A 16,379-nucleotide genomic window follows, 5' to 3' on the forward strand; every position below is an offset into this window, starting at 1 on the left:
CCTCTGCTTCACCCGATCATATGGGCCGTGCGCCGCGGAGCGCCTTCGCGCGGGTCGACCGTCACCCGGCCCGGCCGATTCCGCCGTGGCCGCCCGGACAGGCGAGGGTGCATCGGCGGGTAGACGAGCGTGAGGGCCGACAGGAGGGTGAAGTAGCTGCGCAGGACGCGGAAACCGAGGTAGGCCGGCACGTACTTCACGGCACTCGGCCGCCGGACCAGGCAGACGCCGATCGTCACGAACATCGACATCCCGAGCAGGGTTGCCACCACCGGCTGCCACCGCATCGTGGTGAAGGTCGCGTGGAAGAAGAGTTCGGTGACGACGGCGAACAGCAGGAGGGGGCCGAGCATGGCGCGGCGGGCGGCGTTGACCAGCTGGAACGGCAACACGAAAGTCCCTGTCATGGAACGGCGATCGAAGAGGATGGCTCCGTTCCGTGCGGACAGGTGGTAGATGCTGCGGAACCATCGCGTGCGCTGCTCCCTGAGATGGGCGTACGACGCGGGGGTTTCGCTGTGATACACGGCGGCGGGATCGGCGACGCTGCGGTAGCCGGCGGCGGTCAGCCTCATGCAGATGTCGGTGTCCTCGCCGTTCATGCCTTCGACCATGCCGCCGACCTCGATCACCTTCGAACGTCGGTAGACGGTGAACATCCCGGGGACGCCGAGCACCCCCTGGTAGCCGTCGAGCGACACCTGGAAGAAGCCGTGCCGCATGAACACTTCCACGAGGCGGACCTTGTCGATCCACGTCGTCTCCGTCGCAGGCATCGGCATTCCACCCACGGAACCGACTGTCGGGTCGACGAAGTGGGCCATCGCGGTCTGGAGGCAGCCGGGCCCGATGACGGTGTCGGCGTCGATGCGGACGACGAAGTCCTCGGTGATGTGGGCGATGCCCATGTTCAGCGCGATCGCCTTGCCCGGGGTCGGACACTCGAGGACCTCACCGGTGATGTTGATGCAGTCGTCGATCGCCTGTCGGGCAACGGCGTGCGTGGCGTCGGACGACGCATTGTTCACCACGTAGATACGGATTCGGCCGGGGTAGGTGGCCGCGGCCTCGTCCACCGATGCGATGGTTGCACCGATGCTGTGTGCTTCGTTGTGGGCGGGCACGAGGATCGCTGCCGGCGGTTCGAAACCCATTCCGGCAGTGCGGGACCTGTTCAGCTCGCGCGCGCCGAAGAACGCCGTCGAGACGGCGAACAGTTGCTGGACCAGGAACACGCCGGCGCCGACTCCGCCGAGGATCGCCCAGTCCTTCAGGACGCCGACGACGTCGGCGAGAAATCGGAGGGCGACGGCGGTGGCGAGGATCGATCCGGCCAGACAGCCGAACCAGATGACGAAGGCCCGCACGGGCGTACCGGGGTTGGCCGGCATAGGAGTCCGGTCGGGCAGGTGGGCCTGGCGCAGGATGGTGTGCGGGAAGATGGCCAGGGCGGCCAGTCCGGAGATCATCTGCAGTCCGAACGCGGAGATCGAGACGATTCCGGAGTCGTGCAGGATCCACGCGCCGACGTCGACGACGACACAGAACACGGCGAACTTGCCCAGCAGCGATGCCCCGATGAACGCGCGGCGCCACCGGTTCGAGTAGGCGAAGGCCGCGTAGGTGACGAAGAAGACGACGAGGAACATCCGCAGCGGAAAGACCACGTTGCCCTGGCCGTGGGAGAACAGCACGAGGTCGCGGGGTAGATCCGCAAAGCCCGTGTGTATGAGCAGAGTTCGCGCGCACAGCACCAGGATGCCGATCGCGGCGAACGTGACCAGGAACCCGTTGGCGGCACTGGCCGGCCGATCGACGGCGTAGCCCTTCGGTGCGCTGTCGACGGATCGAAAGTGGTCGGAGATCGCTGCGATCTCGGGCGGCGGAGGGGCCGTGGTCATCGCGGCGGGTCTCTGCGAACCGGTGTCGTCGGCGCGATCGTGCCGTCGTCGGCGACCACGAAGCTGCCCTGGGGCGTCACCACCTGTGCCGACTCCCTGCCGAAATCGGGTAGTGGGGTGTTCCCGATGTCGCCCACGTACTCGATCGCGAGGCCCGGCGCCCCGCCGGCGACGGTCGCCGTCTCCACCATCGTGCCGTTGTCGAACGAGGAGAGGTTCAGCATCGCCGCGTCCGGTCCGGCCACGATCCGTCCGTCCCGCATCTGCACCGGGGTCGACACCTCGGGGCTGTCACCCACCAGGATGAACGGCTTTCCCGGAGCCGGCTGGGTGTTCCATCGGAACTCCGGATCGTAGTGAGCCGGAACGAAAGCCGTCAGCGCGGGCGTGACGGCGTTGAGTTGCCCGATCGCGTCCGCTGCACCCGCGTCGGGGATGTACACCGCGAAACCGGCGGCCAGTTGACGGGGCAGTGCGGTGAATCCGGCACCCGGGTCGTCACCCAGTAGCAGAGCCGATTCGCCCCGGAGCTGGATCGGGTAGCTCGTGACACGTACGTTGCAGCCGCCGAGGTCGCGATCGCGCTCGACCGTGAGGGTCAGGGTGTTCTCGAGCAACTGACGCGCCGGAGGCAGCGCGATCGTGACGACACCGGCCGTCGGGTTCAGGCGTTGGCTGCCGACGAGGTTGCCGTTGAGGTCGGCGTTCAGGATCCACGTGAGATCGTCGGGCGATGCGGGCAGTGCCACCTCGACGCGAACCGACTGGGGAATCCGTCCACCCGGCAGATCGGCGAGCGAGTAAGTCGCACGCCACCTACGGGTTTCGGTGATCTGTCCGACCGACATGTCGGCACCCAGCGCCTCGAGCGACACCTGGTCGCCCACCGGCTTCGCCGTGGTGACCGCGCGAGGATCGGCGCCGCCGGAATCGGCCGTGGCCACGGTCGGCTCCAGCAGGAAGGTCGACAGCAGTGCGCCGTCGGGTTCGACGATGCCGGTCACGGGTGTGTCGTCAACGCTGCCGACCACGACCCCCGCACCGCCCTCCTCGTCGGACGCCCATCCGAACTTCTCGGCGAGCTCGTCTGCCGGACCGACGAGGATCGAGTTCCGCGGATCGCTCGCCGGAGGCGCCTCGGCGTAGACAACCTCGTGGCCTTCCCGGGTGAGCGCCATGCCGAGTTGTGCTGCGGTCGTGCGCCACTGGTCGCCGACGTCGGCGAGCGCCACGGTGATCCGCCGGTCCCACGACGCCACCGCATCCCGGACCGTGTGGATCGGCTCTGTGAGTGCCGCCTCGACCACGCTGGTCGGATCGAGATGGATCTGCATGCCCGCCGAGTGGTCGGGGGTACAGATCTCGTCATGCCTGGTTCCCTCGGCGCGCACCTGCACGCGCACCTGGCCGTCACTCGCCAGTTGCTCGGGGACGCCGACGAACGCGTCGAGAGTGCTGTTCCCCGCGGGCAGTTGATCCTTGTAGACCTGCTGGCCGTCCATGCTCACGACGAGGAACACGGTGCTGTCGTCGGCAACCTGGGTGGTGCCGGTCAGATGCAACCGGGTTTCGTCGCGACCGGAATCGGTCGGAAGGGTCACGAGGTAGCTCGTCGACGGTGAGCCGTCGGTCAGCCAGACCCCGTCGGCGTGACCGGAACCCGCCAACGTCTTGGTGAAATGCCGGTCGGGCGGGACGTCGAGGCTGGTGTCGTCGGCGTCCTTCGTGAACCAGGACGGCCGCACGACGACGAAGCTCAGCAACACGACCAGTGCCAGACCCAGAATCCACCAGGCCGACCGTGGGACCGTGCGGCCCTTCTCGCCGGCGAAGTACTCCGCGCGTTCGGGCTCGTCCGGCCCGGGCGCGGGCGATTCGGGCTCGTTCGATCCGTCCTGGTCCTTCATGCAGCGCTCCTCAACCGGCGGCGCGAGGCACGACGTCGCCGGTGTACTCCTCGACCGCGGATCGGCGAGTTTCGTTCCAGTAGGACAGGCACGGAATTCGGTCCCGGTCGATGCGGTCGGCGTACCTCTCCGCGATCTCGACCGATTCCTCGAGCAGCCCTGTCGCGAGCGTCGTCGGTTCCAGACCGAGCCCGAGCAACTGGTCGTTGCGCACACTCAGTCGGTTCTCGTCGGCCTCCGCTCGGGGATTCGACACGTGTTGCACGGTGGCGCCGGTGGTCGTCGCGACGAGGTCGGCGAGATCCGCCACCCGATGCGTCTCGGTGACCTGATTCATCACCCGCACCCGCCCGGACACCTCGGATCCGGACTCGACCGCCAGTCGGATGCAGCGGACGGTGTCCCGGATGTTGATGAACGCCCTGGTCTGCCCGCCCGTCCCGTGGACCGTCAACGGGTACCCGATCGCCGCCTGGACCAGGAAGCGATTCAGCACCGTGCCGTAGTCGCCGTCGTAGTCGAATCGGTTGATCAGGCGGCTGTCGGCGACGGTCTCGTCGGTCTGCGTGCCCCAGACGATGCCCTGGTGCAGATCGGTGATCCGCAGCCCGTCGTTGCGTGAATAGAACTGGAACATCAACTGGTCCAACGACTTCGTCAGGTGGTACACACTTCCTGGCTGCGTGGGATACAGGATGTCCCGCGTGTGTGACCGGCCGTGGCGGTCCGGGTAGCTGACCGTGAGATAGCCCTCGGGCAGATCCACTGGCAGCGACTCGTATCCGTACACCCCCATCGTGCCGAGGTGGACCACGTGGGCGTCCACACCCACCTGCACCAGCGCGGCGAGCAGGTTGTGGGTGGCGTTGAGGTTGTTGTCGACCGTGTACCGCTTGTGCGACGGCGACTTCATCGAGTACGGCGCCGCGCGCTGCTCCGCGAAGTGGACGACGGCGTCCGGCCATTTCGCGGCCAGCAGCGTGGCCAGCCCGTCGTAGTCGTGCGCCAGGTCGAGTTCGACGACACGGATGCGCCGTCCGCTCACCTCGTGCCAGGCCCGCACCCGCTCGTGCAGCGACCGGATGGGGGTGAGCGACTGGACGCCGAGCTCGTCGTCGATACGGCGTCGAACGAGGCTGTCGACGATCGTGACGTCGTGCCCGTGCTTCGAGAGGTGCAGTGCACTGGGCCAACCGCAGAATCCGTCGCCTCCCAGAACCAAGATTCGCATGTCAGGCCCCTTCCGTGGGTCGGACGCACCCCGGTGGAGTTGCAACGCGCGACCACACTTGCAGTCGGTGACCGCCACCGGCCCGAGCGACTCGGTGAGGATCGGATCAGGCGAGCATGGCACCCCCACACGGCCGTCTCCTCACCCTGACCGGATGAAGTTCCCGAACGTGCGTTTCGGAGCCCCGACCCTGACGGCCTCCGTGCGCCGCAGACGTGGCCGTGCCCCGGCGTCCGAGGCGGACTACCGGGGCACGGTGCAAGCCGTCAACAGCGAAAACTGCTGTCGCATCGAAGGATCACTTCGCCCAGGCGAGGATCAGGTAGTGGAGCGCCCACCGCCGCGCGGGCTAGATCCCGGCGCCACCGTCGTCGTGGATCTCGACGTGGTCGTAGCCGACGCCGATGTCGAACCCGCTGTCCGCGGCGAACTCGACGTCGGCGTCGACACTGATCTCCGGGACTCCACCCACGGGGTTCGCACCGAAGTCGAGGTCGAACTCGCCGGCGCCCTGCACTCCCGAGTACCCGGACATCCCGGCGTCCGCCGACTCGATCGACACATCACTCGTGCCCGTCCCCGCGTCCGCGCTGAGGTCGACGGAGTCGTAGCTGCCGTACGACTCGAACTGCCCCTCGGCCCCGAACTGGCCACCGGCATCCACGCTGACCTGTGGAATCCCGTCCTGGTTCGCGACCGAGATGTCCACGCCACCGCTGAACGCGACCCCGCCCCCGATCGAGATCCCACCGTCGAAGGACTGGATCGACACCTCGGCGGATCCCGGGTCAGCGAGCATGTCACTGAGGTCGACAGAGAACGAGTCGACGACAGATCCGGCGGCCGATCCCGCGCCGCCGATCGTGACGGTGACGTCCGAGTCGCTCGGGTTGCCGGTGTTCTGGGGAGCGGGGGTGGTCATGGTTCGTTCGATTCCTTCCGGTCAGGAGAACTGCGCGTCTTGGCAATCACTCGGTGAGATGCCGCGTGCGGCCGGAAAGTTCCCGGTGCAGTCGCGATGAGCGGGCGGGATCGCTCGGCAGCGCGTCGCACGCCACAGCGAGTCTCTGCGCGGGGTGCCGGTGCTCGGCGTTCGGCGTCTTGGTTAGCCTCGTGGGCGGTCGTGGATCGAACGGGGGATCCACGTGGGGTGGGACTACTGGGGGAGATTCGTGGAGTCGTCAGGTGGAACTGTCGCGTCGTCGGCTGCGACGACACCTGCGCCGTCCGCCGCTCCGGCCGGCCTCTCTCTCGACGAGCAGGCAACCGCGGCGTTGTCGTCGGCGGTGTCGATCCTGCGCAAATACAAGTACGACGCGACCGCGGATCTCGCGGAATCCAAGTCCCGGGCCGACACTCAGACCCGCTCGGTGGTGGTGGTCGGGGAAGTCAAGCGCGGCAAGTCGTCGCTGGTGAACGCCCTGATCGGCGAACGTGGGGCCGCCCCGGTGGACGTCGCCTCGTCGACGTCGGCGACGGTGCACTTCGTCCCGGCCACCGACACCCTCCCCGCGGGCGCCGCGGAGTTGCTGATTCCCGGTGGGGTGCAGCGCATCGACCGCGCCGAGTTGGCCGACTGGGTGACGACCAGCGGCCGCCGTGTCACCGACCCGGCAACGGAGGTGCTGCCGACCGGCGCGGTCGTGGCCACCGCCGCGAACCATCTCGGCGGGGCCGTCGTGGTGGACACCCCCGGCGCGGGTGGCCTGGATCCGGCGCACGCGCAGCTCGCCGCCCGCACGGCCGAAACCGCCTGCGTGCTCGTGGTGGTGTGCGATGCGACGACCCCGCTCACGGCGCCGGAGATGGAGTTCGTTCGGGGAGCTTCGGCGACAGTCGATTCCGTCGTGGTCGCGGTGACCAAGACCGACAAGAACCTGCGCCGGTGGCAGCCGATCGCCGCCGAGAACCGTCGCCTGCTGCAGCAGCATCTGCGCAGGCAGGTCCCGGTGATCGGCGTGTCGTCGCTGCGCGCGCTCGCCGCCGCCGACCACACGGATCCGGGCCGCCGGCAGGCCGGGGACCAGTCCTCGGGAATCGCGCAGCTTCGGGCCGAGATCCGGACGCGGCTCGACCTCGGTGCCGCGCTACCGGCCGTGGACGGCCTGCGCACCGCGCTCGAGGGACTGCGGAAGATCAACGCGAAGAACACGAGCGACATTGCGATCGCTCAGGATTCGGGCGCGACCCTGCCGGAGCTGGCCGCCGAACGCGACCGACTGCAGGAGCTGAAGGATCACTCCGGGCAGTGGGAGCAGTACCTCGGCCGCGATCTGACCCTCGCTCGGCAGGCCGCGCTCGCTGTACTCGACGAGCGGCTCGAGGAGATCAAGACGCGGTGGACGACGACGATCAACAAGTCCGGGATGACGGTGCTGCGCAAGAATCCGCAGCATTTCACCGCGCAGATCGAGAAGGACTTGCAGGCGGCGATGACCGCGTCGGTGCAGGTGTTCCTCGACGGTGTCGGGGCGATCGTGCTGCGGCTGTTCGACTCCGAGGTCGTGTGGGCCGAGATCGAGCAGCAGGTGCTCGCGTCATTGGATCCACGGCTGACCACCGGTGAGGTGGCCAGCAAGCGCCACGGGCTGCTGGATCCGTCGATTCTGACGATGGGCATGATCGGCACCAGCATGCTCGGCGCCCTGATCGGTGTCGGTGCCGTCGCAGGCGTCGTCTGGGTCGGTGTGAACCTCGGATACAAGGCGATGCGCAGCGGAAAGTCGAACCTACTCACCTGGCTGCGCGAAACCCTCGCTACCGCACGCTCTTCGACGGCCCGGATGCTCGAGGCGACACTGTCGACGAGTCGGCCCGAGGTCGTGATCCGCTACCGCGAGCACGTGCGCTCGACGATGGAGCAGGTCCAGGCGCAGATCGCCGAAGCGAAAGAGGCTGCACGCCTGGATGCCGCGACCCGGGAGGCGACCGTGACGAGGCTGTCGAAGAACCAGCGGGTGATCACCGCCAAGTGCCAGGAGATCGAGAACGTCATCGCCCGACTGACCGCGGCCGCGCAGGTCCCGGCCGCCGGAGGGGTGGCGTGATGGTGCACCCGGCACAGGCACAGACGGTGCTGGATCCGGTACGCGCGGTGCTCGACCGCAGCCTGCACGCGCTCGCTGCCCTGGGCGGGGATCTGGTGGCGCACGCGAACCGGATCGGCCAGACCCTGTGGTCCCCGCCGCGGGTGGTGATCGTCGGGCGCCTGAAGGCCGGCAAGTCCACCCTGGTGAACGCCCTGATCGGGGCACCGGTCGCCGAGACCGCGGCGCTCGAGGCCACCAACGTCGTCGCGATCTATCAGGACGGGGCGCCGTCACGCATCGAGGTCGTCGGCCTCGACGGGCAACGCACGCAGCGTCCGATCGAACGCGGCCACGCCACCGACCTCGGCCGGCCCGCCACCGAAATCGCCTACGTACATCGCTTTCTGCCGTCGGCCGCGATCCGCGACCTCGCGTTGATCGACACCCCCGGACTGGCCACGCTGACCGTCGAGAACGACGCCGCCACCCGGCGGGCGCTGATCGACGGGTTCGAGCAGACCCGCAGCGCCTCCGTCGACGCCGACGCGGCGGTGTTCCTGTTCGATTCGGTTCCCCGCGCCGACGAGATCGCGTTCCTGCGCCAGCTCGGATTCACACCCCTCAACACCCTCGGTGTGCTCTCGCGGGCGGACGGGTTCGGGGAAGGTGCTCTGGGGCAGCGTGATCCGCTCGAGCACGCCCACGAGTACGCGCAGGTGTTGGCCAGGGCACTCGCAGGCACCGTCCTGACCGTGCTGCCGGTCGCCGGGCTGCTGGCCGAGACCAGCCACACCGGCCGGCTCACCGAGGCCGACGCCCGCGCCGTCGCCGCGCTGGCCGGTCTGGATCCGTTCGATCTGATCGACCTCGTCGACTCCGATGATCCGGCGCCGCTGTCCTCGGAGGTGCGGGACCGGCTGCTGGACCTGGTCGGTGAGTACGGGCTGATCCGTGGCCGTGACGCCGCCACCGGCGGTGCGCACGCGCTCAACCAGTGGCTCTCCCACGCCTCCGGGACCGCCAGGTTGCAGCAGGTGCTCCACCGGACGTTGGGGCGGTTCGCCGCCATCCACCGGGCCGGCCGCATCCTCCACGAGCTGGAACAACTTGCCTACACCCACCCGCAGCGCGACCAGATTCGGCAGATCGTCCACGGTGTGCGCTCGGAGCACGTGATGGACGACGTCGTGCTGTTCGGGTGCCTGCGCGGCATGCTCGCCGCCGACCCCGACTCCCCCGTCGTCGACGAACTCACCCGAATCCTGCTCGGCACGTGCGACGCCGAACGGGTCGGACTTCCGCCCACTGCGGACCGGCCGCAGGTGCAGGCCGCGATCGGTGAGCGGCTGGTGTGGGTGCAGCGGCAGTCGATCTCCACGATGTCCGCGGCCGAGGACGCCGCACTGACCGCGCTGCTGGCCACCTACACGATGATGGCCCGCCGCTGATGAGAGTCGGAATTCCCTACGGCCCTATGTTGCGCGGGTCGGGGCGAGGTGGGCGATCAGCTGCTTGCGTGCCCGGTTGATGCGGGTCTTGACCGTCGCGACGGGGACACCTTGATGCTCGGCGATGTCGGCGTAAGGCAGTTCGGCGAACTCGCGCAACACGATTGCGACGCGGAAGTCCTCGGGCAGTTCGGCGAGCGCACGCCGGACGGCGTCGACGTCGGCGACCCGGTCCGCGGTCAGCGGTGCCGGGTCCTCGAGTTCGATCATGTCGGGATCGGCGGCGAGGGCGTCCTTGCGCTTACGCACCACCGCGAGGGCTGCGTTGGCGGCGATTCGATACAACCAGGTCGACACCTTCGCCTCGCCACGGAACTTGTGGAGGTTCTGCCACGCGGACGTGAGGGCGTCCTGGACGGCCTCCTCGGCGTCCTCACGGTTGCCGGTGACGCGGAAACAGATCGACCAGAGGCGGTGACGGTAGCGTCCGACCAGTTCCGCGAACGCAGTGCCGTCCCCCTCCCGGCACGCTGCCAGCAACTCACCATCAGTCACTTCTGGATCCCCCCCGGATCTTTCGGTCGGCCCGATCAGCCGCCGGGAAGTGTAGCGGGAGTCCGGTGAAGGCTCCCCGCCCAGGTCCGGGCCGGGCGCCCGCACGGCGTCATCGGGCTCGGTCAGATGCCGCCGTCGTCGAGGTCGATTCCGTCACCGTCATCCGGGCAGCCCGAGATGAACGCGTCGTCGTCGAGTCCGCCGTGGTGGTCGGTGTCGTGACCGTCGTGGTGGACGGACGGGTCGTCGTCCAGCAGGCTCGTCAGGTCATCGTCGCCGTCGAACTCGTCCGGGGTCGAGTCGTCCATCTCCGGTACCAGCGCGGTGTCGACCTCGGGTGTCGAAGGGTCGACGGCGTGCCTCACCGCCGAGGCCCACACGTCGTCGGGGACCTGGTCGAGGGCGTCGTCGACCGACAGGCCGAGGGCCTGCCACAGGCTCGCGTCCGGGTCCGTCATCGCGATACCGCCTCTCGTTCGGACAAAAGTCGCCTACCGGTTTGGATGCCGTCGACGATCGAAAAGTTCCCGGCCAATTCTGACGTGTCCGGCCTCTCGGCGACAGTTCACGCCCCGATCAGGTCGACCATCGCCCACGGGCGCGGCTGCAACGCCATCGCCGTCTCGTCCACCGCGGCCGGGGTGGCCAGGTCCGGGTCGGTGTCGTCGGCGACGAGCATCTTGTTGTCCGAGTCGGTCCAGGCGTCCTCGAACTGCGCGATCGGCACCTCGCTCTGGTTGCCGTCGGGGTTGCCGGGATCGGAGAGGATCACCACGCCGCGGTCGGTGTCGATGCCGGCGACGACGAGGGCATGGTCGGGGGTGTCGTCCTCGACGGCCTCTCCGCCAGGGGTCCAGATCTCCCCGGAATCGACCATCGCGATGACCCCGTAACCGGCGTCGAGCTTCGCCGCCAGATCGTCCATGCTGCTCATCTCGATGTGACACGGAACGCCCTGGTCCTCGAGCAGCACCTCCAGCGACGCCATGGTCATGCCGCTCGTCGGGTCCCCGTCGATGAACAGGCCCAGTTCGAGGGCCCGGTCGACGAGCTGCTGCGGGTCGGAGATGTCCAGGCCGGTGTACTCGGAGACGACTTGCGCGGCCGACGACGGCCCGCAGTATCCGTCCACTTCCTGGAAGAACCAGTCCTGCGTCCACGCGCCCGCGTTGCCGTGGGTGCCGCCGTCCGATTCCGCGTCCGGCACCACGATCGTGTCGTCGGTATCGACCGCGGGATCGGTGGGTTCGTCGAGCTCCGGCACCGACACGGCCGGATCCACCGGATCTGCCGCGGGCGGGGCCGCGGGGGTCGGGGCGCCGTCGACCTCGACGCCGAAGTCGGTGTCCGCCGGCTGCGCTTGCGGGTCGTGGAGCAGCGGATCCCCGATCTCCAGCCCGACGTCGAGCGGGTCGGTCGAGTCGTTGCCGGCGGGGGTGATCAGCTCGTCGCCGATGCTCACGCCGTAGGTGTCGTCCATGAGGGGCTCTCTCGTCTCGCGTCGGTCGCGGGCCAGGTCAGAGGAGGTCGGCGGCGTCCGGGACCGCGTTGAAGTCTCCGGTCTGGCCGGCGTCGGTGAGGAATTCGTCGGCGAGGCCGTCGCCGTCGGTGTCGATGCCCATGTAGTCGATGACCCCGTCGCCGTTGGTGTCCAGGGCGACGGCATCGATGACGCCGTCATGGTCGGTGTCCATGTCGATCTCGTCGAGCTTGCCGTCGTTGTCGAAATCGAACGCGACCGAGTCGGTGCGGCCGTCGCCGTCGATGTCCATCTCGCCCCGGTCGACGACGCCGTCGTAGTTGGTGTCCCGGTCGATCGCATTGAACTTGCCCGCGCCGCCGATGTACTCGATGACGTCGATCTGGCCGTCGCCGTTGGTGTCGTGGTTGATCTGGTCCACGACCCCGTCGCCGTCGAGGTCGATCATCGTGGAGTCGACGATCCCGTCGCCGTCGATGTCGCGGGCCGAGGTGTAGTTGCCCGGAGCCACAGCGGGATCGGCCGGTGCGGCGGACGGGTCGACGAACGACGCCGTCTCCGGGTCCCCGGTGACGACCGGGTTCGCGCCGCTGTCGACACCCGGCACGGCCGGATCCGGCGCGACTGCAGTCGGCGCCGGCTCATCGGCGGGCTGGGGCGGGCCGTCGTACAGGTCGTCGATCTTCTTCTCGACCTCGTCCAGACGCGGATAGTCGTCGATGTTCTCCGGGTTGCTCATCTCGTTCTCCTCACCGAGCGGAGGACCGTTTCCTCCGTGTCCATCAGTCAGATGCGACCGGACGCGGAAAGGTTCCCGACGATTTCCGAGGATGCCGCCGACTGCCCGGATGCCTGGGCGGATGCCGGGAATCGCGGGGACGAGGCCGTATCGACAGCCCCCGCGAAGTGTGGCTACGGTACGGATGACGGCTGTTGACGAGGCGGCCGCGTGGACGAGATCGCCGTCGCCGCCGGAAAAGAGCGATCATGTTCGGTCGGACCTCCGAGCATCTGTCTCTCGGCGTCGCCGCGGCGAGGATTGTCCGTTCCGTCGGGGTGACCGCCCTGCTGTTGTCGCGCCGGCGGATCCGTCGTCGATCCGAGTGGGTCGACGAGTGTCTCGCGTTCGACGACGGGCGTGGCCGGGTCTACCGGGACACGGCGGCGGTGCGACCGCCGACCGTCGACCCGTGCGTGCTGGTGGTCGAATTCCGTCTGCGCGGGGTCCACGGTCGGGCACACACCTTGTTCCGGTGGGAGAGCCTCCTCAACACCCCGATGTTCGCGGGGTTTCCCGGATTCGTCTCGAAGCTGTGGGTTGCCCACGACGAGCACGAGATCTATCGCGGCGTGTACGAGTGGGACGGGCCGGAGCGCGCGGAGGCGTATGTGCGCGCACTGTGGTGGCTGCTGGCGCCGGTGAGCGTGCGCGGGTCGATCCGCCATCACGTGGTACCGGGGCTGCGCCGGGCCGAGTGGCTTGCCGAGCGTGGACATCGGCCGGATTCGGAGACGGTCGTATTCGACGGTTCCGGAGCGAAATCCGTGGGCGTCGCGCGGACGGTGGTCGAGTCGGTGGGCGCGGCCGTTCTGATCGCGTTCCATCTGCTCGCGCGGCCGCTCCGCGGCCGGCGGACCACCTGGGGGGCGACGGCCGAGGAGGCTGCAGTCACCCTTCCGGGCGATGATCTGGTCCCCGATGCGGACTGGGGCTCCACGCACGCGATCACCGTCGCAGCACCGCCGGAGCGGTTGTGGCCGTGGATCGTTCAGATAGGTCAGGGTCGCGGTGGGTTCTACAGCTACGTCGGTCTCGAGAACCTCGTCGGGTGCCGCATCGAGAACGCGACCGAGGTGCTCGACCGGTTCCAGGATCTCGCGGTAGGTGACCCGGTGTCGCTGCACCCGAAGGCGCCGCCGTTGACGGTCGCCGCGCTCGACCCACCGCATCATCTGGTGCTGCTCGGTTCGGCACCCGACAGCGCGAACGCGTCGCTGTGGGCGTTCCACCTGCTCGACGACGGTCACGGCGGCACTCGCCTGATCGAGCGGGGACGCAACGCGCACGGCGGCGACTGGAAGGACGTCCTCTCCTTCGGTCCGGCGCTGCTCGAACCGATCAGCTTCGTTATGAGCCGCAAGATGCTTCGCGCGCTCCGCGCGCTGGTCGAGTCGGCGTAGCCCCGGACGGAAGCAGATTCCCGTCGAATCCGTCCCGCAGTATTGCCACGGCGATATGTAGTACATATGCTACAAACCATAGAAGATCCATGACCGGGGAGGGTTCATGAGTTCCAGAAGTGGGGTTGTGCTCGACGTCGACGGTTTGCGGATGCGATACGGCGACAACGACGTTCTGCGCGACGTGACGTTCCAGGCTCGGCGCGGCGAGGTGCTGGTCATGCTCGGCCCGAACGGCGCCGGCAAGACCACCACCATCGAAATCCTGGAGGGCTTCCGCGCCCGCTCGGCGGGCGGCGTCGCGGTACTGGGTGCCGATCCCGAACACGGGGACGAGCACTGGCGTGCTCGGGTCGGAGTGGTCCTGCAGTCCTGGCGCGACCACGCCAAGTGGCGCGTGCGGGACCTGCTCGACCATCTCGCGACGTTCTATCGACCGTACTGCGCCGATCGCGACAAAATTCCTTGGGATACAGGCGAACTGATCGAGCTCGTCGGACTCTCCGAACAGGCGGGTGCCAAGATCGCCACGCTGTCGGGTGGTCAGCGTCGTCGACTGGACGTGGCGATCGGCATCGTCGGTCGGCCGGACGTGCTGTTCATGGACGAACCCACTGCGGGCTTCGATCCCGCGGCCCGGCGGGACTTCCACGACCTCGTGCACCGGTTGGCCGACCTCGAGGACACGACGGTGCTGCTCACCACCCACGACCTGGACGAGGCGGAGAAGATCGCCGACCGGATCCTGATCCTGGCCGGCGGCCGCATCATCGCCGACGGGTCGCCGGACGAGTTGTCTCGCGCGATCGCCGGCGAGGCCGAGGTGCGGTGGACCGTCGACGACCAGCGCTTCGTGCACACCACCACCGAGTCGACCAAGTTCGTCCACGAATTGTTCAAGCAGCACGGCGATTCCATCGGGGACCTGGAGGTGCGCCGCGCCTCGCTGGAAGACACCTACATGGCGCTGGTCCGTCGCCACGAATCCGGCGACGTCGGGTCCGGGACGCTCACTCTCGCGGAGGTCACACGATGAATCCCACTGCTACCGCCGTCCGGGCCGGCTTCTCCCGGGGCTGGATCGAGCTTCGTCAACTGTTCACCGCCGGCCCCGACCTGATCGGGCAGTTCATGACCCCGGTCATCTCGCTCGTCGTGCTCTACCTGCTGCGCAACAAGCAGTACGCGGGCAGTGATCTCTCGATCTCCGAACTCGCGCTGCCCGGCCTGATCGGCTCGATCATCGTGTTCAACGGCCTGTTCGCGATCACCAATGTGCTGGTGCTCGACCGTGAGGACGGCACGCTGCTGCGGGCAAAGACGGTGCCGGGGGGCATGATCGGCTATTTCGTCGGCAAGGTCGTCTCGGCTGCCGGATCCGTCGTCGTGCAGGTGGCGGTCGTGCTGGCGGTCGGCATGCTGGTCATCGGTGGGTCGTCGCTGGACGGGGCCGGTGCGTGGGTGACGTTCGTCTGGGTGCTGGCGCTCAGTCTGCTGGCGGCCCTGCCCGCCGGTGCGATCCTCGGCGCCGTTCTCGACGGTCCGCGGGCCACCTTCCTGCTCACGATGCCGCTGATGGCACTCGTCGCGATCTCGGGCATCTTCTACCCGATCACGGCACTGCCGGGATGGCTGCAGGGCGTCGCGCAGGCGTTCCCGATCTACTGGAGCGGCCTTGGCATGCGCTCGGCCCTGCTGCCGTCGGACGCGGTGGCGGTCGAGATCGGCGAGTCCTGGCGGCACGTCGAGACCGCGGCGGTGCTCGGTGCCTGGGCGGTCGCGGGACTGCTGATCGCGCCGGTAGTGTTGCGGCGCATGGCGCGTCACGAATCAGGATCGAGTATGGCTGCACGACGGGAGAAGGCGATGCAGCGTGCCTTCTGAGGTCATCTACAACCGCATCGCGATGCTGCGCGCCGAGCGGGGCGTCTCGCGGCGGGAGTTGGCCGAGGCGCTGGGCGTCCACTATCAGACCGTCGGGTACCTCGAACGCGGGGAGTACAGCCCGAGCCTGCACCTGGCGTTGCGGATCGCCGAGTATTTCGAGGTCGCGGTGGAGGTCGTGTTCTCCACCGAGCCGTTCCCCCGACTGGGCTCGAACGCCGAGACGGCGTGAGTGGTCGCCGGCTGGGCGCGCACACCGCGACGGTTGGTCGGACGTGTCACCGTTCCGAACAGTCGATGCAGGTGCGCGTCGCGGGTAGCGCGTCCAGCCGGGCGTCCGCGATCGCGTCTCCGCAGTGGACACAGACGCCGTAGGTGCCGTCCTCCAGGCGTCGCAGGGCGGCGTCCAACTCCTCGACCTCGCGTCTGGCGGCGGTCAACAGGGCCGAGACCTGCGCGCGTTCGAAGGCGATGGTCGACCCTTCCGGATCGTGCTCGTCGTCGTCGGTCGTCAACTCGGAACCCTCGACGATCTCGCGGAAACGCCGGACCAGGGTGTCGATGCGGCGCTCGGTGTCGGCCCGTTCCCGGGTGATGCGCGAGTGGTGATCGTGGGTGTCCATATCCGCATCAACCACGGCGGTGCCGTCGTCCTTCCGAGCGCGACCGGGCGGTCGCGCGGACCGAACTGATGCACGTCACGCTCACCGAACCGGCGCCCGAAAAAAATTCCCGGCGGTTGTCGATCCGGCGTCTTCCCGTT

At 68.4% G+C, this 16,379-nt stretch carries 15 protein-coding genes; 6 read left to right on the plus strand and 9 right to left on the minus strand.

Features of this window, described 5'->3' with window-relative positions; translation table 11 throughout:
• Positions 1-8: 8 nt before the first annotated feature.
• The 4 genes from EGT67_RS22020 to EGT67_RS22035 all read right to left on the minus strand — a co-directional run bounded on the left by EGT67_RS22020 (position 9) and on the right by EGT67_RS22035 (position 5,961).
• Positions 9-1,901: a glycosyltransferase family 2 protein gene (locus tag EGT67_RS22020; RefSeq protein WP_127918238.1), complete on the minus strand. Its 1,893-nt coding sequence runs from the start codon at positions 1,899-1,901 to the stop codon at positions 9-11.
• On the minus strand, positions 1,898-3,808 hold the full coding sequence (locus EGT67_RS22025; RefSeq protein ID WP_127918239.1) for an ML domain-containing protein: 1,911 nt from the start codon (positions 3,806-3,808) through the stop codon (positions 1,898-1,900). Before EGT67_RS22025 ends, EGT67_RS22020 begins: the two co-directional genes overlap by 4 nt.
• A gap of 10 nt (positions 3,809-3,818) precedes the next feature.
• Positions 3,819-5,039, minus strand: a complete 1,221-nt coding sequence (locus tag EGT67_RS22030) for an NAD-dependent epimerase/dehydratase family protein (protein WP_127918240.1) — start codon at positions 5,037-5,039, stop codon at positions 3,819-3,821.
• Positions 5,040-5,388: 349 nt separating this feature from the next.
• The gene (locus tag EGT67_RS22035; RefSeq protein ID WP_127918241.1) at positions 5,389-5,961 is read right to left on the minus strand and encodes a hypothetical protein; all 573 of its coding nucleotides are present in this window, start codon (positions 5,959-5,961) and stop codon (positions 5,389-5,391) included.
• A 250-nt stretch (positions 5,962-6,211) separates the two neighbouring features.
• Between EGT67_RS22035 and EGT67_RS22040 the strand changes: the two genes are divergently transcribed.
• Together EGT67_RS22040 and EGT67_RS22045 are read left to right on the plus strand one after the other, a co-directional pair.
• Entirely contained in the window at positions 6,212-8,086 is a 1,875-nt protein-coding gene (locus EGT67_RS22040; RefSeq protein ID WP_241566180.1) for a dynamin family protein, read from the plus strand.
• On the plus strand, positions 8,086-9,516 hold the full coding sequence (locus EGT67_RS22045) for a GTPase (RefSeq protein ID WP_127918242.1): 1,431 nt from the start codon (positions 8,086-8,088) through the stop codon (positions 9,514-9,516). Before EGT67_RS22040 ends, EGT67_RS22045 begins: the two co-directional genes overlap by 1 nt.
• A gap of 24 nt (positions 9,517-9,540) precedes the next feature.
• On the opposite strand, the gene EGT67_RS22050 is transcribed toward EGT67_RS22045, so the two are convergent.
• The 4 genes from EGT67_RS22050 to EGT67_RS22065 form a co-directional block, all read right to left on the minus strand.
• Positions 9,541-10,071: an RNA polymerase sigma factor gene (locus EGT67_RS22050; protein WP_127918243.1), complete on the minus strand. Its 531-nt coding sequence runs from the start codon at positions 10,069-10,071 to the stop codon at positions 9,541-9,543.
• Between the two features lie 122 nt (positions 10,072-10,193).
• Positions 10,194-10,529: a hypothetical protein gene (locus EGT67_RS22055; protein WP_127918244.1), complete on the minus strand. Its 336-nt coding sequence runs from the start codon at positions 10,527-10,529 to the stop codon at positions 10,194-10,196.
• A gap of 107 nt (positions 10,530-10,636) precedes the next feature.
• Positions 10,637-11,551, minus strand: coding sequence for a C39 family peptidase (locus EGT67_RS22060; protein ID WP_127918245.1), 915 nt, complete (start codon positions 11,549-11,551; stop codon positions 10,637-10,639).
• 37 nt (positions 11,552-11,588) lie between these two features.
• Positions 11,589-12,290 (minus strand): hypothetical protein, encoded by a 702-nt coding sequence (locus tag EGT67_RS22065; protein ID WP_127918246.1) that lies wholly within the window; start codon positions 12,288-12,290, stop codon positions 11,589-11,591.
• A gap of 248 nt (positions 12,291-12,538) precedes the next feature.
• Between EGT67_RS22065 and EGT67_RS25405 the strand changes: the two genes are divergently transcribed.
• The 4 genes from EGT67_RS25405 to EGT67_RS22085 all read left to right on the plus strand — a co-directional run bounded on the left by EGT67_RS25405 (position 12,539) and on the right by EGT67_RS22085 (position 15,848).
• On the plus strand, positions 12,539-13,732 hold the full coding sequence (locus EGT67_RS25405; RefSeq protein ID WP_241566181.1) for a hypothetical protein: 1,194 nt from the start codon (positions 12,539-12,541) through the stop codon (positions 13,730-13,732).
• A gap of 106 nt (positions 13,733-13,838) precedes the next feature.
• Positions 13,839-14,768, plus strand: coding sequence for an ABC transporter ATP-binding protein (locus EGT67_RS22075; protein ID WP_127918247.1), 930 nt, complete (start codon positions 13,839-13,841; stop codon positions 14,766-14,768).
• On the plus strand, positions 14,765-15,616 hold the full coding sequence (locus EGT67_RS22080) for an ABC transporter permease (RefSeq protein ID WP_127918248.1): 852 nt from the start codon (positions 14,765-14,767) through the stop codon (positions 15,614-15,616). The genes EGT67_RS22075 and EGT67_RS22080 overlap by 4 nt, the downstream gene beginning before the upstream one ends.
• A complete protein-coding gene (locus tag EGT67_RS22085; RefSeq protein ID WP_206612464.1) occupies positions 15,606-15,848 on the plus strand; it encodes a helix-turn-helix transcriptional regulator in 243 nt (80 codons plus the stop codon). Before EGT67_RS22080 ends, EGT67_RS22085 begins: the two co-directional genes overlap by 11 nt.
• A 46-nt stretch (positions 15,849-15,894) precedes the next feature.
• Here the strand turns inward: EGT67_RS22085 and EGT67_RS22090 are convergent, their stop codons facing one another.
• Positions 15,895-16,239, minus strand: coding sequence for a TraR/DksA family transcriptional regulator (locus EGT67_RS22090; RefSeq protein WP_127918395.1), 345 nt, complete (start codon positions 16,237-16,239; stop codon positions 15,895-15,897).
• Between the last annotated feature and the right edge of the window lie 140 nt (positions 16,240-16,379).

This window comes from Prescottella agglutinans (assembly GCF_004011865.1).
GTDB lineage: Bacteria > Actinomycetota > Actinomycetes > Mycobacteriales > Mycobacteriaceae > Prescottella > Prescottella agglutinans.

Excerpts from the sequence above, each read along its gene's own strand:
- EGT67_RS22020 (WP_127918238.1), bottom strand. The coding sequence starts at position 1,901 with ATGACCACGGCCCCTCCGCCGCCCGAGATCGCAGCGATCTCCGACCAC.
- EGT67_RS22025 (WP_127918239.1), bottom strand. The coding sequence starts at position 3,808 with ATGAAGGACCAGGACGGATCGAACGAGCCCGAATCGCCCGCGCCCGGG.
- EGT67_RS22030 (WP_127918240.1), bottom strand. The coding sequence starts at position 5,039 with ATGCGAATCTTGGTTCTGGGAGGCGACGGATTCTGCGGTTGGCCCAGT.
- EGT67_RS22035 (WP_127918241.1), bottom strand. The coding sequence starts at position 5,961 with ATGACCACCCCCGCTCCCCAGAACACCGGCAACCCGAGCGACTCGGAC.
- EGT67_RS22045 (WP_127918242.1), top strand. The coding sequence starts at position 8,086 with ATGGTGCACCCGGCACAGGCACAGACGGTGCTGGATCCGGTACGCGCG.
- EGT67_RS22055 (WP_127918244.1), bottom strand. The coding sequence starts at position 10,529 with ATGACGGACCCGGACGCGAGCCTGTGGCAGGCCCTCGGCCTGTCGGTC.
- EGT67_RS22060 (WP_127918245.1), bottom strand. The coding sequence starts at position 11,551 with ATGGACGACACCTACGGCGTGAGCATCGGCGACGAGCTGATCACCCCC.
- EGT67_RS22065 (WP_127918246.1), bottom strand. The coding sequence starts at position 12,290 with ATGAGCAACCCGGAGAACATCGACGACTATCCGCGTCTGGACGAGGTC.
- EGT67_RS25405 (WP_241566181.1), top strand. The coding sequence starts at position 12,539 with ATGTTCGGTCGGACCTCCGAGCATCTGTCTCTCGGCGTCGCCGCGGCG.
- EGT67_RS22075 (WP_127918247.1), top strand. The coding sequence starts at position 13,839 with ATGAGTTCCAGAAGTGGGGTTGTGCTCGACGTCGACGGTTTGCGGATG.
- EGT67_RS22080 (WP_127918248.1), top strand. The coding sequence starts at position 14,765 with ATGAATCCCACTGCTACCGCCGTCCGGGCCGGCTTCTCCCGGGGCTGG.
- EGT67_RS22090 (WP_127918395.1), bottom strand. The coding sequence starts at position 16,239 with ATGGACACCCACGATCACCACTCGCGCATCACCCGGGAACGGGCCGAC.